Origin of the sequence: Flammeovirga agarivorans (assembly GCF_012641475.1) — a bacterium.
In the GTDB taxonomy this organism is placed as follows: domain Bacteria; phylum Bacteroidota; class Bacteroidia; order Cytophagales; family Flammeovirgaceae; genus Flammeovirga; species Flammeovirga agarivorans.
In genome coordinates this window covers 288460-313412 of the sequence record NZ_JABAIL010000002.1, presented here as the reverse complement: position 1 = coordinate 313412, position 24953 = coordinate 288460, and the positions used below count along the sequence as shown (strand labels likewise).

General features: G+C 33.6%; 23 protein-coding genes and 1 riboswitch. Of the genes, 5 read left to right on the top strand and 18 right to left on the bottom strand.

The genetic code is table 11. The annotated features are described in order from the left end of the window. Window positions 1-17: 17 nt before the first annotated feature. Together HGP29_RS06065 and HGP29_RS06060 are read left to right on the top strand one after the other, a co-directional pair. Complete coding sequence (locus HGP29_RS06065) at window positions 18-983, top strand: C40 family peptidase (RefSeq protein WP_168881476.1); 966 nt, start codon at window positions 18-20, stop codon at window positions 981-983. 763 nt (window positions 984-1746) lie between these two features. Further along, on the top strand, window positions 1747-2604 hold the full coding sequence (locus tag HGP29_RS06060) for a sterol desaturase family protein (RefSeq protein ID WP_168881475.1): 858 nt from the start codon (window positions 1747-1749) through the stop codon (window positions 2602-2604). A gap of 33 nt (window positions 2605-2637) precedes the next feature. Here the strand turns inward: HGP29_RS06060 and HGP29_RS06055 are convergent, their stop codons facing one another. The 3 genes from HGP29_RS06055 to HGP29_RS06045 form a co-directional block, all read right to left on the bottom strand. Beyond that, on the bottom strand, window positions 2638-2856 hold the full coding sequence (locus HGP29_RS06055) for a hypothetical protein (RefSeq protein WP_168881474.1): 219 nt from the start codon (window positions 2854-2856) through the stop codon (window positions 2638-2640). 335 nt (window positions 2857-3191) lie between these two features. Next, window positions 3192-3767, bottom strand: coding sequence for a PhnA domain-containing protein (locus HGP29_RS06050; RefSeq protein WP_168881473.1), 576 nt, complete (start codon window positions 3765-3767; stop codon window positions 3192-3194). 142 nt (window positions 3768-3909) lie between these two features. Continuing rightward, entirely contained in the window at window positions 3910-5028 is a 1119-nt protein-coding gene (locus HGP29_RS06045; protein ID WP_168881472.1) for a cytochrome-c peroxidase, read from the bottom strand. A 142-nt stretch (window positions 5029-5170) separates the two neighbouring features. Continuing rightward, a riboswitch (SAM-I-IV-variant riboswitch) is annotated at window positions 5171-5268 on the top strand. Window positions 5269-5325: 57 nt separating this feature from the next. On the opposite strand from HGP29_RS06045, the gene HGP29_RS06040 reads away from it, so the two are divergent. Continuing rightward, window positions 5326-5547 carry a hypothetical protein gene (locus HGP29_RS06040; protein WP_168881471.1) on the top strand — a complete coding sequence of 74 codons (222 nt, stop codon included), beginning with the start codon at window positions 5326-5328 and terminating at the stop codon, window positions 5545-5547. A gap of 65 nt (window positions 5548-5612) precedes the next feature. Here HGP29_RS06040 and HGP29_RS06035 read toward each other — a convergent pair whose 3' ends face one another. The 9 genes from HGP29_RS06035 to HGP29_RS05995 form a co-directional block, all read right to left on the bottom strand. Beyond that, window positions 5613-6533 carry a GAF domain-containing protein gene (locus tag HGP29_RS06035; RefSeq protein ID WP_168881470.1) on the bottom strand — a complete coding sequence of 307 codons (921 nt, stop codon included), beginning with the start codon at window positions 6531-6533 and terminating at the stop codon, window positions 5613-5615. Between the two features lie 296 nt (window positions 6534-6829). After that, on the bottom strand, window positions 6830-8026 hold the full coding sequence (locus HGP29_RS06030; RefSeq protein WP_168881469.1) for an FtsW/RodA/SpoVE family cell cycle protein: 1197 nt from the start codon (window positions 8024-8026) through the stop codon (window positions 6830-6832). Between the two features lie 22 nt (window positions 8027-8048). After that, the gene (gene murD / locus HGP29_RS06025; protein WP_168881468.1) at window positions 8049-9353 is read right to left on the bottom strand and encodes a UDP-N-acetylmuramoyl-L-alanine--D-glutamate ligase; all 1305 of its coding nucleotides are present in this window, start codon (window positions 9351-9353) and stop codon (window positions 8049-8051) included. Window positions 9354-9355: 2 nt separating this feature from the next. Continuing rightward, on the bottom strand, window positions 9356-10570 hold the full coding sequence (gene mraY / locus HGP29_RS06020) for a phospho-N-acetylmuramoyl-pentapeptide-transferase (protein WP_168881467.1): 1215 nt from the start codon (window positions 10568-10570) through the stop codon (window positions 9356-9358). Between the two features lie 36 nt (window positions 10571-10606). Next, entirely contained in the window at window positions 10607-12067 is a 1461-nt protein-coding gene (locus tag HGP29_RS06015; RefSeq protein ID WP_168881466.1) for a UDP-N-acetylmuramoyl-L-alanyl-D-glutamate--2,6-diaminopimelate ligase, read from the bottom strand. 8 nt (window positions 12068-12075) lie between these two features. Further along, a complete protein-coding gene (locus tag HGP29_RS06010) occupies window positions 12076-14175 on the bottom strand; it encodes a penicillin-binding protein (RefSeq protein ID WP_168881465.1) in 2100 nt (699 codons plus the stop codon). 18 nt (window positions 14176-14193) lie between these two features. Next, window positions 14194-14589, bottom strand: coding sequence for an FtsL-like putative cell division protein (locus HGP29_RS06005; RefSeq protein WP_168881464.1), 396 nt, complete (start codon window positions 14587-14589; stop codon window positions 14194-14196). 113 nt (window positions 14590-14702) lie between these two features. Next, a complete protein-coding gene (locus HGP29_RS06000) occupies window positions 14703-15638 on the bottom strand; it encodes a hypothetical protein (RefSeq protein ID WP_168881463.1) in 936 nt (311 codons plus the stop codon). A gap of 78 nt (window positions 15639-15716) precedes the next feature. Continuing rightward, complete coding sequence (locus HGP29_RS05995) at window positions 15717-16757, bottom strand: DUF481 domain-containing protein (RefSeq protein ID WP_168881462.1); 1041 nt, start codon at window positions 16755-16757, stop codon at window positions 15717-15719. Between the two features lie 424 nt (window positions 16758-17181). On the opposite strand from HGP29_RS05995, the gene rmuC reads away from it, so the two are divergent. Further along, window positions 17182-18720 carry a DNA recombination protein RmuC gene (gene rmuC / locus HGP29_RS05990; RefSeq protein WP_168881461.1) on the top strand — a complete coding sequence of 513 codons (1539 nt, stop codon included), beginning with the start codon at window positions 17182-17184 and terminating at the stop codon, window positions 18718-18720. An 18-nt stretch (window positions 18721-18738) separates the two neighbouring features. On the opposite strand, the gene HGP29_RS05985 is transcribed toward rmuC, so the two are convergent. From HGP29_RS05985 to HGP29_RS05960, 6 genes are all read right to left on the bottom strand, one after another. Further along, the gene (locus HGP29_RS05985; RefSeq protein ID WP_168881460.1) at window positions 18739-20322 is read right to left on the bottom strand and encodes a polyamine aminopropyltransferase; all 1584 of its coding nucleotides are present in this window, start codon (window positions 20320-20322) and stop codon (window positions 18739-18741) included. Between the two features lie 66 nt (window positions 20323-20388). Next, window positions 20389-21177 carry a hypothetical protein gene (locus HGP29_RS05980; protein WP_168881459.1) on the bottom strand — a complete coding sequence of 263 codons (789 nt, stop codon included), beginning with the start codon at window positions 21175-21177 and terminating at the stop codon, window positions 20389-20391. A gap of 66 nt (window positions 21178-21243) precedes the next feature. Then, the gene (locus tag HGP29_RS05975) at window positions 21244-21801 is read right to left on the bottom strand and encodes a DUF4178 domain-containing protein (RefSeq protein WP_168881458.1); all 558 of its coding nucleotides are present in this window, start codon (window positions 21799-21801) and stop codon (window positions 21244-21246) included. Between the two features lie 78 nt (window positions 21802-21879). Beyond that, on the bottom strand, window positions 21880-22797 hold the full coding sequence (locus tag HGP29_RS05970; protein WP_168881457.1) for a ribonuclease Z: 918 nt from the start codon (window positions 22795-22797) through the stop codon (window positions 21880-21882). A 98-nt stretch (window positions 22798-22895) separates the two neighbouring features. Continuing rightward, window positions 22896-23279, bottom strand: coding sequence for an STAS domain-containing protein (locus HGP29_RS05965; protein WP_168881456.1), 384 nt, complete (start codon window positions 23277-23279; stop codon window positions 22896-22898). A 64-nt stretch (window positions 23280-23343) separates the two neighbouring features. Further along, entirely contained in the window at window positions 23344-24279 is a 936-nt protein-coding gene (locus HGP29_RS05960) for a phosphoribosylaminoimidazolesuccinocarboxamide synthase (RefSeq protein WP_168881455.1), read from the bottom strand. Between the two features lie 337 nt (window positions 24280-24616). Here HGP29_RS05960 and HGP29_RS05955 point away from each other — a divergent pair, with 337 nt between their 5' ends. After that, on the top strand, window positions 24617-24952 hold the full coding sequence (locus tag HGP29_RS05955; protein ID WP_168881454.1) for a hypothetical protein: 336 nt from the start codon (window positions 24617-24619) through the stop codon (window positions 24950-24952). The last annotated feature ends 1 nt before the right edge of the window (window position 24953 follow it).

Genomic DNA, 24953 nt, shown 5'->3' with positions numbered 1-24953 from the left:
TTTTGTCTTACTGGATCATGAAAAAGTTACTATTACTCTTCATCGGAATAATTACGATTCATTCATTACATGCTCAGTCAATAGAAAAATTACGAAAGACATTAAATAAAGGGAAGTATGAAAAGGTAATGCATTTAGGCATGAAAGCACAGCAGAAGTATCCTGATGCAGCTTATCCTTTTTTGTATATGAGTTGGGCTGCTTGGTTCGAAGGGCAGGGACAATTGAACTATGCTAAAACACAGTGGAGATATATCAATACATCACTAAAAAACTATGAATTGTATTGTCAGAAAATTGATGACCCTCAAAAAAAAGATCGCGTATTAACTAATAAATTAAGACAATACCTTGAAGAATTTTATGATAAGTCTATCACTTTTGATCGTCCAGATGAGGCAAATTTAGCCAATAATTGGAGTATTAAATTATTTGATGAACCATTAAATATTAAAGAAGAAGCATCTCCTATTCTTACAGCGGAAGTAGAGGAAATTTCACCGTTTTCTTTTTCTTTTTCTGAAGGTATCTATGAAACTTTTTTTAAAGCGGAAGACATCAAAACTTCTCCTGAGAAAATTGCCAAAAAAGCAGACGATTATATCGGAGTTCCCTACAAATATGCCAAAGAAGACCCGTACGATGGGTTTGATTGTTCAGGATTTGTACTGTATGTATACAAACAATTTGGATTCGAGTTCCCTCATAATTCAAAGAGAATTGCCATGTTGGGAAAGTCAATTCCGTTAGGGCAAGTTCAAGAAGGGGATATTGTATGCTTTGGAGCAGAAAATGCCAATAATTATAAGGACGTGTATCATATAGGAATTATCTATCGCATAGAAAAGGAAGATGTGAAAATGATACATTGTGGTACAAGCACAGGGGTCGTTGTAGCAGACTTGAATAAAGGATATTGGAATGAGCAGTCTTTTTTTATTAAAAGACTAATGACTTTAGAACATGATATCTTTATAAAATAAAAAACTTACCGGATAAGTACCGGTAAGTTTAAGTAACTTTTCTACTGTGTTTTGAGGTATTAACCTCATTTGTGATATTGTGGTGTATATAAGTATTCTTTTGAATGTCATAAGAAGTCTCAACCAACGAATTGTTAATCAAAAAGCAACAAATAATTCGGTTAAATATTTTTCTCTATAGTAAGAGGATTGAGAATGGGGGAAAAGGGTCATAAGAAAACAAGAGCACAATGATTTGTAACTCGGGATGTGCCCTTGTTTTATGTAAATAGAGTAAAAGTTAGTAGGATAATTATACAATAAGAAATAGTAAAATTGGGGTTAGAATAAGGAGTCAACTATGCATCATATCAATGATGTTAAGTCTTCTGTTTACTTTGTCATACAAAATATGATTGTTAAAGAAGCTAGTCTAGTTGATGATCCTTTTTGATGTTTCTTTTAGTGTTTCAGGTTATGGTTTAAGTAACGAGAGGGGTTTTAAAAAGTTACAATTATTAACGATTCTCTAATATGATGTTAAAGAATTAGTAGTCTATTTGTTAATAAAAGGCGTTTTTAGAGCCAAAATCGATCAATTTTATTGTACTATTCTAAGATTGATGTTTTATTATTTTGTTAAATTGTATATTTCTAATAAAGTGTTGTAATAATTAAATAAAATAGAATTTTATCAAATTTCCTTAGTTCAATATTCTATTAACAGTGGTTTTCCTTTCGAGGATTTAATATATTGAATAACTATTCAATTATTTTCACGACTATGGAACGACTTATCGAATACTTTTCAACTATGCCATCAAGCCACAGAACTGTCTTATTAGTTGGTGGGATTACTTTTTTTTGGATGTTGGAAGGTTTATTCCCTCTTTTTAGATTCTCATATATCAAATGGAAACATGCTGCAACTAATATATTCTTTACGATAACTACAGCAATTGTAAATCTATCTTTGGCATTTGTAATGGTATGGACTTCAGACTGGGTAACAAATCATCAATTTGGTATCATGTCGTGGTTAGATTTCTTACCTACACCTATAGTAATATTAATTGGTTTGTTGTTTATGGACTTAATAGGTGCATATGGTATTCATTACCTTAATCACAAGGTAAAGTGGTTTTGGCTTTTTCACCTGATTCATCATACAGATACTAATGTGGATACTACCACTGCAAATAGGCATCATCCGGGAGAAAGCTTTCTTAGGTTGTTTGCGACAATATTAGCGGTATTTGTTGTTGGAGCTCCTATTTACATGATCTTTCTATATCAGTCTTTGTCTGTAATATTTTCTCAGTTTAATCATGCAAATATTATTTTGCCAGCAAAATTAAACGCAATAGTGGCTTGTTTTTTTGTCACTCCAAATATGCATCATGTACATCATCATTTTCAACAGCCTTTAACAGATACCAACTATGGTAATATATTTTCAGTTTGGGATCATGTATTTGGTACATATGCCAATGTAGATAATAAAATGTTGACATATGGAATTGATACTCATATGAGTCCACAAGAGAATGAACCCATCAAGAATCTATTACAGATTCCTTTTCAGGAGTACCGAGATATCAAAAAAATAGAAGAGGAAAAGGTAGACAACAGATCTTACTAATGCGAGTGTAATCACTTTGGTATGTTCAGTAATCTATTGTGTATTTTTAGAATGAAGTGAAATTTCCATTTCTAAGCAATCCAATAATTCGGTAATATAGATATCTTCTGGAGGTAGGTTAAATTCTTCCAAAACATGGTAGATCACTTTTTTCTTTGAAAGATTATCAATGTTCAGAATTCTTTCATGATCTCTGTAATCAACATTTCTAATCAATAGTACATTTTTAATCACTTCTTTCTGTGATTCCAATGTTAATTGATTTGAGAATGATGATATTAAATCTAAAATACTAATTGATGATAAAGTGTGTAACTTGTTGTTGCTCCCCTCATTCATAATGTAAACAATAGGTTGGAAATCGTTAATTGACAGTAGTTAGTATACGGTGTTTATTAGTATAAAGTCGCACACAATCAGTGGTTAAACTCGTTAATAAAATTTAGGTAACAATAGTTTGGTGAAAAGTTATTAAACTGATAGAATAAGTTGTGAGAAAATCCTAAAAATGAGAGAAAGAAAAAGCCTTGAAGGAAATATCCAACAAGGCTTCAAGATTATGAGAATGTTGATAATTAATTCCCAATTTATTTCTTTACATATTTTGTAAGTATCACAATCTGCTGACCGTTTACCTTACCTTCAATATGTTCGGGGTTGTCATGAACTAATGAGATATTGCGAACAGCTGTACCTCTCTTTGCTGTAAAGTTAGCACCTTTTACATTTAGATCCTTAATAAGAACAACTGAATCTCCATTTTCCAATGTAGCACCGTTGGCATCTTTGTGGATCACTTTGTCTTCATCAGAAATACCTTCACCTGTGGCTTCTGCCCATGCTTGAGTATCTTCGTCTAAATAAAGCATATCTAAAAGGTCTTGCGGCCAACCTTCACTTCTTAATCTTGTTAGCATTCTCCATGCAAGAACTTGAACAGCAGGATTTTCATTCCACATACTATCGTTAAGGCATCTCCAATGGTTCACATCCATCTGATCAGCATTATCAATTTGAGTTTGACAATTACTACATAAGTAAGCGTGGTCTGCTGTATCTTTAGATGACTTTGGTTCAACTAAGTAAGGAGATAAATTTTCAGTGGCACCACATAATTCACAGGTATTTCCACTTCTTTTTTCAAGTTCTTTATCTAAACTCATAATATATATTTGAATCTTTTTGAATGATAATCCGATCCTTTTTTAACAAAAGGTAAACAAATTTGCATAAAATTATTGAGGTAGCCTTTACTTGTAAACGATTATTAAAAAGACTATCTGAAGTAGTAGAACCATAAGTTATTTATTCATCCGTAAATGGGTTAGAAAACTTGGGGTCATTAAGGAAGGTTTCATCGGTTAACATTTTCAAGAAGCTTAATATAGCTTTCTTTTCTTTTTCTGTTAAATGCAATACGATTGGGTCTCCTGGAAAAATAGGCTCATTGCTTGCTTCTCTGATCAAAGGATCTAGTGTGGCACTCATCTCGATATGTTCATCGTAATGTTCTATAACTTCTTCAAGAGTCGAAAACCGTCCATCATGCATATATGGAGCTGTTACAGCAATATTTCTTAATGTTGGAGCTTTAAATTTGCCCTTGTCATAGATAGACCCACTTACCGTCATTAATCCATCTTTTAGTTCTTCATCATTGTCTAAACCATTATTGTGGAAACCACGAAATCCTTTGCCATCTCCAGAAGTTAGAATGTTTAGATGACAGTCACCACAGTTACCACCCCTTAAGTTCTGTGATGGTTCTGGGTGTGTGAAGAATAACTGTATACCCAATAATTCTTCTTCTGTAGGGGTATAGCTACCTTTTAGGTATTGATCATATTTTGAATTACTTGAGATTAATGTTCTTTCGAATTGAGCGATTGACATACCAATTCTTTCTTCTGTAATTTCTTCACTACCAAATACAATCTTAAATAGTTTAGGATATCTATCGTCAGAAGTTAAGCGTTCAATAACTTCTGGTAGTGTCATATCCATTTCCAAAGGATTTTCAATAGGTTCTAAGGCTTGTTGCTCTAAAGAGTTTGCTCTTCCATCCCAAAAGAATTTAGCTTGCCAAGGAGCATTTTGGATAGACATACTACTAAAAGTACCCACTCTACCGTGAATTCCTTCGGCTAATGCTTTTCCATCTGTAAATGCCAATTTTTGTTGATGACAAGTAGCACATGAAGTAGACTTATCTCTTGATAATTGGGTATCGTAAAATAACATACGTCCTAATTCAACACCAACAGTAGTTGTAGGGTTGTGATCTGGTAATGTATATTGTTTTCCAAAATGTGAAGGGAGTTCAAGAGGGTATGTTTCATTCTTGATCGCCTCTTTGTCTGATTCACAACTTGTAAGAAAAAGGAAAAGTATTAAAGAGTAACTACAGAATTTAATCGATTGCATGTTATTTAGGTTTGTAATCAATTTACAAAAAAATGCCGAAATATGATGATGAAGTTGAGCGTAATCATATTAATGGGTGAGACAGGAGTGTTAATGAATTGAAATTAATTGCTCGGAATAAATGTGTTTACTAAAATTGCACTGAAAACATCAAGAACCTTAAATGGTGCCAACCGAGCAAAGCAAGCCACGGTGGCAAAATCGATGTGGTCTGATTCTAAGACAAAATAAAAGCAGAATCCTCCCAATATCTTGATGTAGCTTGCAATTTAATACCACTTAAATGTGTAAACTAACATGCAAAAAGAACCTTTTGAATTGAATTTACAAGAATGCTATGCCATCTTAAAAGGAGGTTTTGTATCATCCTCTGAAGAAGTAAAGTTAAGAAGCTTAACGATGTTACAAGCTGAAAAACTATTAGGATTAAGAAATAAACAAGACCATTCTTCTCCTAAGTTTTATGGTAATTCACTTCTCTCTAAAATAGAAGAATACCTATCCAATAAGACTGAATAGGTATTTTTAGGTAAAGAAATATTTTTAAGTAGTCACACTATAGTATCTAATATTTTATTGGGTTTTTAAAACAAAAGTCTAATAGGCCGAAGATAGTCCTTTCGAACCTTACTGTCTGTTGACTGTGAGAATCGGTCGGATATATCTTGTGCAATAATTTGTATTTGATGGGACTTTCTCAGAAAAAGAATTCTTGTTTTAAAATACAAGGTTTTATTCTTACGCTTAAACCTTAATGTTGTATTCTGAGATAATCCTGTAGTTCTTGCTTTTTGGATTAAATCATAAAAAGAAGCATGATCCTCTTTTACAATTAAATCAGTGATCAATACTTTATTAGAGCCAAAGTATTGGGTCCAGACGATATTACTCAATTTAGTATTGTAAAAATCATCTATAGTGAGCATGATATCAAAAGCTGGAGATTCAGTATGTACAGAATAACTGTATACAGGTTGTGCTCTAGAAATATCTGTTTTATAGAAATTCTGTAGTATGATCTTTCTTAGTTCTCTGCATATAGGAGAAATTTCTAAAATAAAGTTCTTATCATAACCACTTTTTCTATCACATAAACCAATTAATCCAACTTGTCTGGAGTTATCATAGATAGGGATCAGTATATAAGAAAACCAAGACATTCCACTATTAAAACGTTCTTGATCGAAACTGAAAAATGGTACTCTTCTATGATACGATAATTTCAAATAACGATGTGCCTTTGATGGCGTTGATAATGGACCGTTCCCCATCATAGGGATACGGCCATGATTTTGGTTACATTCTATAAGTTGTTTATAGTTCGTTAAGTAATGTTGGTCTTCTACTAAACCTATGAAGCCATAACTACTCCCGGATAGCTTACAGAGTTGATGTATACTTTTGTGTAAGATCTCTAATTCGCCAACAGAATTGCTTCTGACCTGCTGAGAAATAGTATGTAGCATCTTCTTATACTGATCCTGAATAGTAGTGCTATAAGTCATAGATTGAATAGAATTTTAAAATTAGGTCTAACAGGAATTCACTTAAACAAACATCAATGTCTTATCAAAAGTTGATGGGGTAAAAAAAAGAGAAGTGAGGTTTCGTTACTTTTGTGATAATTTTAGACCAAATAATTATGACTTTTCATTTCATGTACTTTTTGAGTATGGTATTATTCTTATAGACAGTTGAATGATTTGTAATAAATAAAGAAAGTCACCCTTAGATTAGAGTGACTTTTGTGTTCTTGTCTAAATATTAAGACAAGGAAAATAATATGTATGATTCTTTTATATTATGAATTCAATCGTACGTTTTTAGGTCTGTTTGTTCCATCTTGTCCCATTCTTTTTTTCGATCTTTCAGCCCTTTTGAAACGAACTTCTTCAGATTCTTCTTGAGTCGATTTACTTACTGAAAGAATAATTCCGATGGTCATACCCGTAAATAATAAGGAAGTACCACCCATACTAATTAAAGGTAATGGAAGACCTGTTAATGGTAATAATCCAACGACTACGCCCATATGAACAAAAGATTGAAGTATTAAGCTAAAGGTGAGCCCCGATGCTAATAAACCACCGAATGCTTTTTGACTATTGGCAACGATAATCATTCCCCGATAAAGTAGAGTAAGATATAAACCAATGATGACTATAGCCCCAATCAATCCGTATTCTTCTACTACAATTGCAAAAACAAAATCAGAATAGGAGTGAGGTAGAAAGTTTCTTTGCGTACTATCACCAACACCTTTGCCCCATAATCCGCCTGTTGATATAGCTATATAAGATTGCTCAGCTTGATAAGGTACTTCTGTTTCACTCATAAATGAGGTAAGACGACTAACAGCAGTTCCACCTCTTTGACCAAATTGATAAACAAAAGCTCCTGCTAGAATACCGATACCTACTAACATCACTAAATACTTAACAGGTACACGTCCAATAAATAATTGAAGCATGATCGTTAGAAACAATAACGATGCAGTTGAAATATCTGAAACACCGATTAATCCACAGATAATACCTGTCCATACTAGTAGAGGTACTATGGCTTTATTGAACTCTCCAATATCTCGTTGCCTTTTCCATAGCATGGATGCCATATTGGTAATTAAGGCCAATCGAGCTAAATCAGAGGGTTGGAAAGTAAAGTTGATAAATGGAATACTGATCCAACGCGATGCACTGTTTATCTCAGAACCAAAGAACCATGTGAAAAGTAGAAGTGGAATAGAAAGAAGTAAGGCATATCTTGATAATCTAGAATAGAAAATATAATCTACCTTGTGGCATACGTAGGCACCAATCATCCCAATAAATACTAAAGTGGAATGTCTTAATAGGTAGTGTTCATTATCTCCATCGGCCTGCATGTATGCCAAAGAACCAGTTGCACTATAGACAACTAATATAGAGAACATGGATAATGAAATCATCACTGCCCATATTACTCGGTCTCCTTCTAATTTACTTAACAGTTTCTCCATCTGTTCTTATAGGTCAATATTTTTATAATTGATGAACAGCATTCATAAACTGTTCGCCTCTATCCATGTAATTTTTAAATAAATCAAAGCTGGCACAAGCAGGTGATAATAATATTACATCATCTTCATCTGCCATTTCCATAGCTAATTCTACTGCTTTATTAACATCAGTTGTTTCAGCAATTGGTTTATGCTCTTTAAATGCTTCAATTAATTTACTATTGTCAGTTCCTAAGCAGATCAAAGATTTTACTCTATGCTGAACTGTATCCTGAAGCATGGAGTAATCATTACCTTTATCTGTACCGCCAGCAATCCATATAATTGGTTTGTCAAAACTTTGTAAGGCAAAAAATGCTGCTTCAACATTGGTGGCCTTAGAGTCATTCACAAAAGTAACTTTGTTTACTACAGCCACTTCTTGTAAACGATGTGGTTCCCCAATGAACGATGGTAATGCTTTTTGAATTGAATCGGAACTACATCCTGCAGATAAAGCTGCTAGGATAGCAGCACTCATATTCCAAACGTTATGTGGTCCTTTTAAAGGAAGGTCAGTGAAAGTATAAGTATTTCCTTTAAAAGGTATTGCTAAGTGATCTTCCTTGAAAAATGTGTGATTAAATCCAATTGCCCATGGTACAATTTGATGCTTTTTCAATTGTAATTCCACCTGAGGATCGTCTTCTCCATAGATAAAAGTGCCTTCTTTATCCATGTTTTCAATAATCCTAAATTTCGATTGAGCATACTTATCAATATCGTAAGCATATCTATCTAAATGATCAGGAGTAATATTTAATAGTAAAGCGATATTAGGCTTGAAAGTCTCTATATCATCCAATTGGAAGCTGCTAATTTCAAGGACATACCAATCGTAGTCATTTTCAAGTACTTCTTTGGCATAACTAATCCCAATATTACCTGCTAAGCCAACGTTAAATCCAGACTTCTCTAATAAATGATGTATTAGTTTTGTCGTTGTTGTCTTACCATTAGTACCTGTAATAGCGATTACTTTTGCTTTTGAGTATTGGAAAGCAAACTCAATTTCAGAATATATTTTTGCTCTATTGGCTCTTAATTCTTGAACGATTGGTGCTTTATCAGGAATACCAGGAGATTTCACTACAACCTTAACTTCCCTTGGTGCTCGTTCATGAGTACCTTCTTCAAAAGGTATATTTTCAGCTTTTAAAACATCTTTCTGTGCTTGCGGAATAGTACCAAAGTCAGAAACAAAAACATCAAATCCTTTAGCTTTTGCCAATCGAGCAGCACCTACACCACTTTCTCCAGCACCAAGTATTAAGACTTTCTCCTGCATGACTATCTAATTTTAAGCGTTAGGATTGTAGAAATAGCTAATAGGATACTTACAATCCAGAATCTTGTGACAATTTTAGGTTCAGGAATATCTTTCTTCTGGTAATGGTGATGTAAAGGCGCCATTAAAAATACTCTACGTCCTTCTCCATATTTCTTTTTGGTGTATTTGAAATAGAATACTTGAATCATTACGGACAAGTTTTCTACTAAAAATACTCCACACAATAATGGTAGCATCAATTCTTTTCTCAATACAATAGCTAAACTTGCAATGACACCACCAAGTGCAAGGCTACCTGTGTCACCCATGAAAACTTGGGCAGGGTAGGCGTTGTACCATAAAAATCCGATACATGCACCCACTAAGGCAGTAGCAAAAATAGCTATTTCGCCAGAATATGGGATATACATAATATTTAGGTAATTCGAGAAAATAATGTTACCTGATAAATAGGCAAATATTGCCAACACAGTAGCTACAATAGCGGATGTACCAGCAGCAAGACCGTCTAATCCATCTGTGATATTTGTACCATTAGAAACTGCTGTAATAATAAATATGACTAATAGTACATATAATACATTAGATGCAGTTTCATTTGGAAGTAATTCGGAATAGTTGATTTCATTATCCTTTAAGAAAGGAATTGTAGTTTCTAAACTTTTAATATCCTGATAATTTTCAGTGCTCACTAGTTCAGAAACTGGTTTTGAAGAGGGTAAATTTGTATTGAACTTACGTACAGTTACACCTTCATTCACTAATAAAGTGAGACCAACAATAAGCCCTAAACCTACCTGACCTAAAATCTTAAATTTACCAGATAAACCATCTTTATTTTTTTTGATTCTCTTTAAGTAATCGTCTAAAAAGCCAATTGCTCCAGTCCAAAGTATTGTTGTAATCAATAATTGAATATAAACGTTTCTTAGATCAGCAAATAATAAAACAGGAAAAACGACTGCACCGATGATGATGATACCACCCATTGTAGGTGTGCCTGTCTTTTCCATCTGACCTGCTAGGCCTAAATTTCTAACAATCTCACCCATTTGCATTTTTTGCAATTGTTGGATTATGCGTTTGCCAAAAACAGCAATGAAAACCATAGAAAAAATGGTTGCAAGCATTGCTCTAAATGTAATGTATTGAAATAAGCCTGCTCCGGCTAAGTCGTATTCTTTGTCTAAGTAACTAAATAAATGATAGAGCATATTATTGTAGAAATATTATTGTCGTTATTAATGTAATTATTGTTGAAAAGCTTTATATAATTCCTCTTTGTCGTCAAAGTGTTCTCTGATACCATTTACTTCTTGGTAAGTTTCATGTCCTTTACCAGCGATTAAAATGATATCTCTTGGTTCTGCCATTTCTACGGCTTTTAGAATGGCTTCTTTACGATCAACAATAACTTGAGTCCTTCTAGCCTGTGTTGGTGATATTCCTTCTTGCATCTCATCAAGAATTTCATCAGGATCTTCAGTTCGAGGATTATCAGAGGTAAGTATGACTTCTTCACTAAGCATTGCAGCAGTTTTTGCCATAATAGGTCTCTTTGATTTATCACGATCACCGCCACAACCTACTACAGTGATGATTCTTTCACCATCTTCTTTAATATCCTTAATAGTTTCAAGAACATTTTCTAAAGCGTCTGGAGTATGGGCATAGTCAATAATTCCTCTAATGTTTTTGGGAGAAACTAACTGCTCAAAACGACCTCTGGCAGGCTTTAGCTCTGATAGAGCTTGTAAAGTACTGATCTCATCTTCACCAAGGCAAGATGCAGTGGCAAAAGCTGTCAGTACATTGTATGCGTTAAAAGAACCAATTAACTGAAACCATGCTTCATGTCCATTGACTTCCATCTGAATACCTTCAAATGTATTGTCAATAAGTTTGCCTTTAAAGTTGGCCATAGTATGTAAAGCAAACGAATAGTGTTTGGCATTACAATTCTGAAGCATCACAGGGCCTCTCTTATCATCAATATTTACAAGAGCAAAAGCACTCTTTGGAAGAGTATCAAACAATCGTTTTTTAGCGTTGATGTACTCTTTCATTGTTCCATGATAGTCTAAATGATCATGGCTTATATTTGAAAAAATAGCACCTGTTAGTTGAATGCCATGTAATCTACCTTGAACAATAGCATGAGAACTGGCTTCCATAAAACAAAAAGAACAGTTCTTTTTTACCATCTCTGATAATAAATACTGTAGAGTGACAGGGTCAGGTGTTGTTAATTTTGTTGGAATTACTTCATCATTGATTTTATTTTCAATGGTAGTAAGTGCACCAGTATTATATCCTAACTTGATAAATAAGTTTTGTAATAACGTAACTACAGTTGTTTTTCCGTTAGTACCAGTTATTGCAACAACCTTTATTTTATCAGAAGGATTATCGTAAAAATTGGCAGCAACTAAACCTGCAGCCTGTCCTGTATTATTTAATTTTATATAGGTGACCCCATCAACTAATGATTCAGGGATATCTTCAAGAAGAATTGTTTTTGCACCAAGTTCAATCGCTTTGGGGATGAAGCGGTGAGCATCTAGAGCATTACCTTTAATGGCAATAAAAAGGCTATTGTCTGTTAATTTTCTAGAGTCCAATTGAACATCAGATACTTCTTGTTGTAAGTTTCCTTGAACTAACTCAAATTCTAAGCCTTTTAAAAGTTGTGTGATATTTTTCTTTTCCATCACTGTAATTATTGTAATTTAAGGTAAACCTGAGTTTTACTATTGATTCTTCCGCCAGGTGTTATGGATTGTGTGACAACTCTTCCAGTTCCGTTTACAGTCACCTGAGCACCTTCGCTTTCGATCAAGTACATCGCATCCCTTAAAGTCATGCCTCGAACATCTGGCATAGTTCCTCTTCTAATTTTTGTGTCTACCCATGCAATTGTATCTCCTTTCACTCTTGTTCTAACCCATGGGGAAGTATTCTCAGATACCTGTTGGATGTCAAACGCATCTGAAAGGAGTAATAAATCGTTATAATTTCCTGCTTTTATATAAGGGAAAGCAGCTTCGTTTTCATTATTTACATAGTGAATATCTCTTTCTGTAGTTCTGTTGTAAACTACTTCTGCAATTTCTAAAAATACAGGAGCACAAACATCTCCACCATATTTAGCATTTCCTTTTGGTTCATCAATAGCTACAATCATTGAGTACCTTGGCTTATCGGCAGGGAAATACCCAACAAAAGAAGTAAAGTAATTTTTTGTATATCTACCTCCTTTAAGTTTTTGTGTTGTACCTGTTTTACCTGCAATACTAAAATCTGCTTTGTTGATTTTTCGAGCAGTACCACTATCTACCACTTTTTTCAACATCCCTTGAAGTGCTTTAATAGAACGTTCAGAAGCGATGCTTTTACGGATTACATTCGAATCATATTCTTTAATTACTTCATTTCCTTGTAAAATCTTTTTTACGATATATGGAGTAATCATTTTGCCCTCATTCGCGACAGCATTATAGAAAGTAAGTACTTGAAGAGGGGATACTTCTACCTCGTAACCAATAGAAATCCAAGGAAGAGAGCAACCACTCCAACTCGGGTCACCCGGTCTACTAATATTTGGTTTACCTTCACCTTCCATTTGGAACCCTATGGTTGACGTTAAATTATAACGGTCAAGGTATTTGAAAAACCTTTCAGGGTTCTCTCGGAAATTCTTAAAAACTAGTTTTGATATACCAATATTAGATGATTTTTCAATCACTTCCTCAACAGATAACATACCGAACCCATACTGGTGTGCATCTGTCATGATACACTCATCATAGAATTGGTATTTACCTTCACCAGTGTTGACAGAGTCTTTTATGTTAATATCAGATTCTTCCAAAACAGCCAACATTGAAGCTCCTTTAAAGGTAGACCCAGGTTCCATTACACCTTGAATAGCATAATTGAAATCCTCAACATAATTTCCTTCCTTATTTTGACCAAGGTTAACGATTGCTTTAATTTCACCTGTATGCACCTCCATCAATAGTACAGTACCAAAGTTTGCATCATGTTTAATAAGTGCATCTTTTAATACTTGATGTGCATGCTCTTCAAACTCCATATTTAGAGTAGTTTGAATATCGAAACCATTTTTTGCTCGAATCTGTGCACCATTATCAAGTGGTTTCCACTGGTTTCCTGATACTCTTTGGAATAAGGCTTCTCCGTCTGTACCTGCCAAATCTTGGTTAAAACTAAACTCTAAACCTCTACCAGTAAATTTTGCTTTGTCGTCTTTACGAATGAACCCAATTGTTCTTCTTCCTAGATCATCAAAAGGTTTGAAACGTTTTTCAACTTTATCGAAGATTACACCACCCTTGTGACGCCCTTCTCTAAAAATCGGCCAACGTTCGATATATTTCTTGTCTTGATGTTTTATCTGTTTATGGGATAAAACTAAATAACGTCTTTTCTTTTTTCGAGCAGTTCTTAAAAGTGAATCGTATTGACTTTTACTTTTTTCCTTGAAATATCTTGATAATTGGTAACTAAGAGAATCAACGCCCTTTAGGAAAACGCTGTCTGATGCTACCATTGGGTCAAATGCTAACTTGTAAAAAGGAATGGATGTGGCTAACAAACTGCCATCATCTGCTAAAATATTGCCTCTTGTTGCATCTACTCTTCTTATTTTAACACGGTTGGCAATACCTGCTTTTTCCCATCTGTCTTTTTCAACAAATTGTAAATCAGATATTCTAACAATAATTGCCACTGCGATGCCTAAAATAAAAAGGAATGCAATTCTAACTCTATTTAAAATGGAATGTCGAATTCCCATAATCTATGTCAGATATTTTTAGTTGTCTTCTAAATTTGGAACAGTAATAACAATAGGAGCATTCTCTAAAGGAACTAACCCCATATTCGCAGCCTTTTCTTCGATTTTACTTCTCTTACTTTCATTGATGAAATCATACTTTAGAGTACTATATTCTACTCTAAGCCGTTCTACAGATTTTTCCAGTTGATTGATACGTAAATGCGATTTTTCAGCTTGAAAACTATTTGCGATATATATGATTCCAAGAAAAGTTACGAAAACAACTTTTTGAATGTATTGGCTGTTCTCATCTTCCGCGTCATTAGATAAAAATTTCCATTTAGGTAAGTTGGCAAACCACTTTGAAAATGGGCTATCCTTCTTCACCTTTTTGGGTTCTTCTACTACAGTTTTATAAGTATTTGATCTCATCTAAAAACAAAAGTCTATTCATAAAAAAATGCGGAATGCGAATTTGCTAAAATTCTAGTATAATTTAGTTTATGATTCTTGAAAAAATAGAATTTTTAACCAAAAAATACGGATTATTGAATACTAAATTGGATTTTACCCAATTGATACCCTTCGCAAAAGACTTTTGCAGTATAAAGCCCCTTAGCAAGGAAAGATTTATTGCTGTATGTGATCTGTACTAATGACCCATCTTGATTGTCGTAATCAAAAGTAGAACGTACAGTATAAAATATTTTTTCTTCTGAATTAGCTAACGAAAATGATCTCGTTTCATTAATAGCATTATAAATTGTAGCACCGTCAGGATCGACTAAACACATGTAAGCAATTTTACGTTCACTTTCGGAAAGACTGTTTCTTGCTAATTTAAATTGTACCGTAATATCATTTACTTTTTTTGCTTTATAGGCGTCTCCCTTAATGATATTCCCTTTTTGATCTGTAATAAACGAAGTGAAATCATATGCGGTTAGAATCTTGGCAGCGTCCAACTCTTTTTCTAGTTCACCTTGCTGATTCCTTAGGTTATCAATTTTGCTTTTCAGATCTGTTTTTTCCTGTTTTAGGTGTGAGTTTTCAGAGATTAATGAATCGTTGACATGTTTTAGAGAAGTAATTTCGGTATTCTTTTCATTTAGAAATTCTTCATATACACTCACTTTAGATCGTATAGAGTGATACCTTTTCTCTTGAAGTAATTGTGCAGATCTTAATTCTTTCTTCTCACTTTCCAAACTATCTCTAACATGCTCTAATGAGGTAATGTCCTCATTCATATGAGTTAATATCTGGATCTGTTTGTTGAGTTCTGTTGAAATGGAATCTAGTTTAGCATAAGTAAGCACTAATTCGAAGTTTTTGCTTTGTACCCGGTCACTTAATCTGCTTTCTTCACCGGAACGCATAAATAATTGTAATAGGTTTAATGTCAGTAGTGTGATCACTAAACCTATTACAATTTTTCTTCTATTGCTTAAAGTATTGAAAAAGTTTTGACTGTTCATCATGTTTAGAATGTGCAAATTCCCTCTAATTTAATGTAAACAATCGATATTTTTCAATATTTTAAAATTGATTTTTCTCAATTATAGCTCCCATCCGAAACCGAATGTATACTGGAAATCGACTTCTTTGCCAGCTTCCGCAGGTTTACTATCGTAGTTCATATTGTAACCCATCTTGATGTAGAAGTCTAAAGGCAAATCATATTTGATATTTGCATTAACGTCAGCACGCCAACGGTCTTCGTTAGATAATGAACGATATCCTTTTGCTCCAGTGAAAAAGGATAGATCACCTGTATCAAAAAGGTTAACCTCAGTACCTAAATACCATTCTGCAGATGACCTAGGATCAGCAGTTGTACTTTGTCCAGTTGTTTCATCAGTAACCGGTGAAAAAGTTTCATTTAAGTACGATGCACCAGTAGAAAAACCCCAATAAGCTGTATTGGTATGAATAATATACTTACCAAAACCACCAGAGAATATTAAACGAAGATTGATGGATTGTTCTGTGTTGGTTAAGTAACCAGCAGATGCAGTAAAGTAGAAATCATGAGGTAAAAAGTAGTTACCGGTAAGGTTTCCTTCATTTCTTGCAATATCATCAGAATTATCTTGCGTTGATCTTAAGCTCGTACCTGTTAAGGTCGCACTCCAACGGTTCGAAGTATACCCTAGGAATGTTCCTAGGTTTAGTTGAGATAAGTTATTAGCTTTTGTATAACTATATCCTAAATCAATATTGGCGGATAACTTACTTAAGAATGATTGATTAACTGATTTTAAATAAACGATATCATTTGGCGTTACATCTACTGTGCCGTCTTCATCACTAATAATATGAAATGTTTCAGGGGTAGTAGAGGTGATATGTCCGTTATATCTTCGACCATCTGATAATGAAATTAGGAAGTTAGTATGACAGAACATTTTCTGGATACCACTCCATTCAATTTTAAAGTTGGAATCAGAGTAGTCTGTTTCAATTTCGACAACACCTCTATCCATACTTTTGATTTCACCAACTATAAGGTCACCATTGGTCATCACTAGGGAATCCAAATCCTGTGCGTTGGAAAATAAGGGTAGTGTAAACAAAAGCAGTAATGCTAGCCTTTTCATGTAATTAATTATTATTGAGTTATTAAAATTGTCTATGTAGTTTCAATTTGAGCGCCGCAAAGATATGAAAAATCTTTATTGATAAAACGCTTTTTTCTTACATGAATTTAACATTTTGTGGATAATGCAGCCTATTTTTAACGTTTTAGTGATATTTTATATAGGTATTATTCAATGAATTTTCACAGTGTTATTACATTATAGCTCAATAAAGCATATTGTGATAATTTTCAACAATTGCACCTGATTAAATTGCCAATTCATAAAATCAACATTGTTTAATATCTACCTATGTTCTTTTGTGAGAATTTAAATTTGATAAACTGAAGTTAAAGTATTGTTTCGTTTAAAATATTGTCTTTTACTTAAAATTTAAACATAAAATTTATAAATTTGTGATCATTGTAGACCCTAATGATTTAAGATGGAAAGCATATCACCAACTATTTTAGTGGTTATAACTCTATTAGTTATTTGTTTATCAGTGTTTATTACCTACTTCTTTTTAAGAAATAAGTATGCTAAAGCAATCTTACTTAATGAGCAATACCAGTTATCACAGCAAAAAATTGAGGAAGAACAAAATAATAGAAATAATCAGCTTCTTCAGTTGCAGTCGGAAAAACAACAATTGACTTCTTTACTAGCAGTAAAAGAATCAGAAGCAAATCAATTTCAAGAAAGATTAAATGAGGTAAGCCAAAAGAATAGGGTGTTAGATGATAAATATGCTCAATTAAACCAAGAGGCAGCAACCTTTAAAAATACAGCTTTCCATTCACAGAAAAGATTAGAACAGCTAGAACAGGATTTTGATGAGTTGAGAACTAAATATGCTGAAGAAATTAGAAAAGGAGTAGAATTATCAACTCTCAATCATACGTTGAATGAGAAAATTGAAAAGAGTTCTCATGAACTTACTCAATTACAGCAACAGTTTAAGACAGAGTTTGAAAATTTAGCAAATAGGATTTTCGAGGAAAAATCATCTAAGTTTGCAACCCAGAATAAATTGAATCTTGATGTGATATTGTCGCCTTTTAAAGATCAAATTGATGGATTTAAAAAGAAAATTGAAGACAATTATGGCAAAGAGTCCAACGAACGTCACTCTCTAAGAACAGAGATTGAGTTATTAAGAAAATTGAATGTAAAGATTGCTGAGGATGCTCAGAACTTAACGAAAGCATTAAAAGGAGATACAAAGAAACAAGGTGATTGGGGTGAAATGATTCTCGATTCTGTTTTAAGGAAATCAGGATTAAGAGAAGGATTTGAATACCTTGTGCAACCATCTTACAATAACGAGAACGGTGAAAGACAACGCCCTGATGTGGTTATCAATTATCCAGGAAATAAACAGGTAATTGTTGATTCTAAAGTTTCTTTGAATGCTTATGATAGATATGTTTCAGCTGTAGATCGCGAACAACAAGATAGAGAGTCTGCTTTACATGTAAATGCTATTAAAAAACATATTGATGATTTGTCATTTAGAGATTATCAGAATTTGCCAGCTATAAAATCACTGGACTATGTTCTAATGTTTATTCCAATAGAACCGGCCTTTTTATTAGCGTTACAACAAGATGAAACTCTTTGGGATTATGCGTATAAGAAGAAAGTGGTGATTGTTGGCCCAACAACGCTAATGTCAACTTTAAAAGTGATAGAAGAGTTATGGAGAAACGAAAATCAACAACAAAATATAGAAGAAGTTATTCGACAGGCTACAGCAATTTATAATAAGGCGAGAGGCTTTGTAGATACTTTATTGAACTTGCAGAGAAAAATAGGTGGAACAAAAGATGATGTCGATAAAGCCATCAAGCAATTGCACACAGGTAAAGGGAACTTAATCAAACTACTCTCTGATATGAAACTAAAAGGAGATATTAAAACATCCCAGTCTATCCCTGAAGAGTTAGAAGAATTATCAAACAAAAAAGGGGAGTTGACATAAAAATCAACTCCTCTTTTTTTAGAATAAATCCCAGTTTGCTTTACCATAATAGGTAGGGAGCACTGGATTATGAACGGTGTTTATTTCTACTTTGGTACTGTCAAAATCAATTAATGCTTTACCGAAAGTTGAGATAGAATATAACGCCTCTTTGTTTAGCCATTTCGTAGGTATATCATCTAAGTTGGCATGTCTGATTTTGCTTTTCATTTCATCTGATGACATATCTTTTCCTCCAACAATCCAACCCCATTCGCCTAAAGTAAGAATCTGATTATGCAAAGGCACAGTATTGAAATCAGCAGCTTGCATAGTCTTTTCAATACAATAAAAAGCTTTTGTTGCATAATAAGGACTTCCTGCTTGAGTGACTACAACACCATGTGGACGCAAATGCTTGTAACATTGTCTAAAGTTCTCAAGTGATTGTAGTCTTCCTAGTTCAATTGATTTTGGATCGGGAAAATCCAAAAGGATAACATCATAGAAATTGTTGTCTCTTTCTAAAAAAGTAAATGCGTCATCATTGATTACTTTTACTTTAGGGTTAGACAAAGAGTTATCATTCAATTTCCTGAATATTGGATGTTCTATGGCCAAGTTGGTTATCGCAGGGTCTAGATCAACTAATGTGATACTTTCTACAGAATTGAATTTTAAGACTTCCCTTGCTAAGCATCCATCTCCACCTCCAAGTATTAAAATATTCTTAGGTTGGTTATACAGCTTCATTGCCGGTATTGCCATGGGTTCGTGGTATAACCATTCATCAAATGTGCTTAATTGTAAGTGGCCATTAATATATAACCAATAATCTTCTTTCCATTGTGTAACTACAATTCGTTGGTAGGCAGTTTGCTCCTGAAAAACTACTTGATCTTTGTATAGCTTTTGTTCACCGTAGTTAATGACATCTTTTGCGTAATACATTCCTATGGCAATCACTGCGAATAAAGCAATACTAGCACTCTTTAGAGTTTTGACATACTTAGGGTGAATGATGTCGTCCAGTCTCCATAAAAGTAAAATAGCTACAAATAAATTGACAAATCCAAGGACAAAAGGAGTGTAGGTTAACCCTAGAAAAGGAAGACCTACAAATGCAAAGAATAAACCACCAAATAAGCTACCAAAGTAATCTTTCTCCATCACTGAAGAAATATTTACTTTAAGGCTTTCGAAAGAGTCATTTAATCTAGTGGCAAGAGGTATTTCAAGTCCAATCAGAAAACCAATTAGAATACTTGTGGTATAAATAACTACTCCATCAAGTGGTAATGGGAAAATCAATAAATGCTTTTTAAAACTAACATAGGCAGAAATCCCATAAGCGATTATTGAGCAAAATGATACTAAAAACGATAAAGTAAATTCTACCCAGATAAATTTTTCTAATAAATTTTTGTCGATGTACTTACTGTATCTACTTCCTAAACCCATAGCAAAAAGCATAAAGGATAGGGTTAGTGTCCACTGTAAAACGGAATTACCAAGAAAGTATGTAGCTAAAGTAGATAAAACATATTCTGCTACAATTCCTGATAGGCCTGTTGCAAATAATGCTAGTTTTAAAGTGTTAGATTTCGATAAAAACGAAGCCATGTTTGTCTATATAAAAAACAACCCCCAATAAAGATTGAGGGTTGATCATTTTAATTGTTCTTTTTTTTATTTGCCACCTCTAGATGAAGATCTTGAACGAGAAGAAGATCCGCTACTATATCTAGAGTTTGTACTCTTAGTCGTTGATGTTGATCTTGACCCTGCAGCATATTTTGCAGGAGATCTACTTACACTCTTGTTGACAGAGTTTCTGAAGCTACTGCTTTTGCTCATTCTGTTGGCAAAAGTAGGATTAGATTTCTTTACACCTGAGGAATAAGTTCCATATCTTGGAGATCCAGAACTACCACCATAATAATTTCTTCCACTTGAAGAGTATCTTCTATAATCAGTATATGATGATCTGTAAATCGGTCCATAATATGCCATATTAAATAAACTTCTCATCATAGCATATCTACCATAGAACTCCCAGAAACTTGTCCCTGTATTAGGGTTAGTTTTCCATTCACCGTACTGTGAGTTACCAACATAGCCTGAATAACCTGGAGGAGAAACTTGCTTGGAAACTTTTCCATTTACTTTTGAGGCGATTTCCATTCCAATGTCACCAGAGTGAAGCTGGAAAAACGAAGGAGAGACATCGTACCAATCCGTTTCCTTTGAAACAGGAATACTGTCAGCACCCATTGTTATAATTTTATATTTATGACGAAAGATATCTGCAGTAAATAGATGTTCTTCCGCATCCATATCTTGCAACAATATTGTGAAGTCGTTAACATCACTCATGTCGATAATAAATTGATCTACGGGATTCTTTTTGAAAGTTTCATTGGAGCTTGAGCAACCAATTAATATCAAAAAGGGTAGAAATATGGCTAATTTCTTCATTTTATTAGTATGGTAGTGTTTCTAATTAATTTGACTAAAATGTATTGTTTATAAATAAACGTAAATTTAGTCGTTTGTGTTTGGTAAAATATTAGTGAATTTATCAGGTTCTTCAACAACTCCTAAAGAAGCTTCAAATTCTTCATCATCGAATTGCTCAATGGTTAAGACGAACTTTTCAGAATCATCATAATATTCCCAACTCATATATTCTGAACTGTTATCACTTGAAGTGGTATGTACATTTCTCCAGAATCCAACGTTTTTGCTGTCCCTGTAATATGTCTTACCGTTGAAAGTAATCTTTTTAGGAGGTTTTCCTTTAGAAGTGATACCGTCTTCAACTTCGTCTGGTAATTTGCCCCACATAATTTTTTTATTGACAGTGCCTGTTAGAAAATCATCATCTTCAATACTTAAAAATACTGACTCAGTAGCACTTTGTAATTTATATTCCCAAGAGAATTCTCCGCCACCCCAATCGTATTCATATTCTTCTGTAACTTCCCAAGATTGTAAATCATAGTCTAATACATAACCTTTTCTTAGGTCGCGAATTGATATATTGGTAGGATCGTAATGAGGTTCCTCTTTTTTCTTTTTCTTGAAAAATCCGAATGGCATAATTATATAATTTATAGGATGAAAAGGGTCAGAAATTTAGATGACCTTGTACCCAATACGAATATACAATTATTTCATTTAGTCAGTTTCTATAATAGAAAATTTCTCACCTTCAATGGCTAATTGTGTATTCGGGAATTCCACTTGAGCTTCAGCTAATAATTCAGAGAGATCAGCGTATCGAGCTGAAAAGTGGCCAATAAGCAATTCGTTTACTTTGGCTTCTCTAGCGACTTCTCCAGCTTGTTTTGCTGTCGTGTGGAAAGTAACATTCGCTCTATCTAAGTGACGATTCATAAATGTTGATTCATGATATAATAAATCCACACCATATACTTTAGAAATTACGCTTTTACTGTATTTTGTGTCTGAACAAAATGCATATGAGCGAGATTTTCTAGGAGGCAACGTTACATCTTGATAATTAATTGGTTTTCCTTCAAACTCAATATTTTCACCTCTTTTTAGTGCTCTGAAAGCTTCAAAAGGAAGGCCTGAAGGAAGTTTTTCAGGGATAATACGATATTGCTTCTGTTTTTCTCTGAATAGAAACCCTGTACATGGTACTCTATGCGTCAGAGGGATGGTCTCGACAGTGATCTTATCATTCTCATAGATCACCTCAGGGAACATCGTTGGATTATCGTATAAAAAAACCTTGTAATTTAATTCGGTTTTAGAATGTTTGAAACTAGCTAACAATACCTCGTCTAATCCTCTTGGTCCGTGGATATATAAAGGTTCTGTTCTTCTTTGAAGGTGCATGGTTGATAATAACCCAGGTAACCCAAAGAAGTGATCGCCATGTAGATGACTAATGAAAATATGTTCAATCTTGTGAAGGCTTATACCTAAGTTTAAAAGCTGATGCTGTGTAGCCTCACCACAATCAATTAAAAATTGTTGATTACCAATACGAACATGTTGGGAAGTCATGTGCCTGCCTTTAGATGGAATGGCAGCACTAGAACCTAGTATAGTAATATCGAACGACAAGGGATAATACAGTGTTTGTAATCTAGTTTAACGGATAAAGCTCGAGTTCCAAAAGTTGAAACTCGAGCTCTAATTTATCTTTCAAAAAGAGATAAGAATTAATTATTTTCCTCGTCTCCTTCAATATCTTTTTCAATCTCGTGTAAGAATACAGAGTCAATCGCTTCTTGTACCGTTGGTAAAAGATTTAATACTGATTCTAATTTCGAAATTTTAATTAATTTCATTACATGCTCATTTAAGCCTGCTAATACTAAACGACCATTTACCTCGCTCGCTAATCTATTAGCAACAAGTATTGAGCTCAATCCAGATGAGTCTACATACTTTACGCTTGAAAGATCAATAATTAAATTTTCAGTACCTGATTGGAACATTGTAACTATCTCAGCTTTTAACTGAGGAGCCTTTAAAGAATCCAATTTTTCCTCTTCTGGAATAAGTACTGTATATTTTTCGCTTTTATTGACTGAAAATCTCATAATATCTTTATAGTCTTTTATTATTTTGGATGGCAATATAACAAAAATACTAGGGATCTTAGGTTTATCCTAATTGATTTTTGATTGATTTGAAAATTTCTTCTTCAATATCTTGATAAGAAGACTTTTCAAATTTTTCGCCAGTTATATTCTCAAAAAGTTCAATATATCTATCAGAAACAGATTTTACAAACTCATCTGACATAAAAGGTTGTTTTTGACCGTCTTTTCCTTGAAAGCCATTTTCGATTAACCACTGTCTTACAAATTCCTTAGATAATTGCTTTTGAGGTTCGTCTGCATCTTGTCTATCTTGGTAGCCGTCAGCATAGAAATATCTTGATGAATCTGGTGTATGAACTTCATCTATTAAGAAGATCTCATCATTGAATTTTCCAAATTCGTATTTCGTGTCAACAAGGATTAATCCTCTCTCGTTGGCAAACTCTTGACCTTTCGCAAACAATGCGTAAGTGTATTCTTCTAGTTTTTTATAATCTTCTTCAGAAACAATACCTTGCTTAAGAATTTCCTCTCTAGAGATATCTTCATCATGTCCTTCAGTAGCTTTTGTACTAGGTGTAATGATTGGGTGAGGAAGCTTGTCGTTTTCTTTTAAACCTTCAGGTAAAGGTACACCACAAAGCTCTCTTTTACCGTCACGATATTCTCTCCAAGCATGTCCAGCTAAATAGCCTCTGATAACCATCTCTACTGCAAATGCATCACACTTTTTACCGATGTGAACATTTGGGTGAGGAGCAGACTCAAACCAGTTAGGGACAATGTCGCTTGTCATTTTTAAGAACTTTTCTGCAATTTGATTCAATACTTGCCCTTTGTAAGGAATCGCTCTCTCAAGTATTACATCAAAAGCAGAAATTCTGTCCGACGCAACAATACCAATCTTGTCATCGAAGAAATATACATCTCTCACTTTACCTTTGTAGACATTTGTAGCATTCTCAAATGCTAAGTCTGTACTCTTAATTGCGTCCATATTTCAAAAAAATGATGTACTAAAATTATTGTTCTGTTAGAATAATGCTGCAAACATACATAGTATGTTGCATTTATTACAATTTTTTCAAAGAACAATTTTATTCAAAAACTGAGAAAGACGTAAATACAGGTATGCCATGTTGGTTTGATCATCGAAAAATCCAAGTTTATGAAAATAACTTGAAAAAATATAACAATTCGTTGAGTCGTAGGAGATTAGTTACTATATTTGTTAGGACTTTAATTTTCTCCTAGCAAATCAAATCAATACTTTACTAGAGGACTATTTTTATAAAGCTATTTTATTCTTATTAAACTACTTATCACAATAAATTATGGTAGAGCTTAAAGAGAACACACTATCAAAGGTAACTGGTTGTTATACTGGTAAACTTTTTAAAGTTGTCGATGATTTTAAGTATGAGGTGGATGCTCAAACATCAATTACCTTATCGGAAGGTAACACGCTGCATTTGGAAATTATTATGGATGGATGTGGAAGCGGTGAAATGAAATTACTTACTACACCTTTGGATGCAGACCTTTACGAACTTAATTGTTCTGAAGAGAATGAATCTTTATCAGGAAAACTTGATGTATTAAATAAAATGTTGAGTTTTAAAGTAGAAAGCCCTAGAAGCGGTGAAACCGAATTTGTTGGTTGCCTCTAGA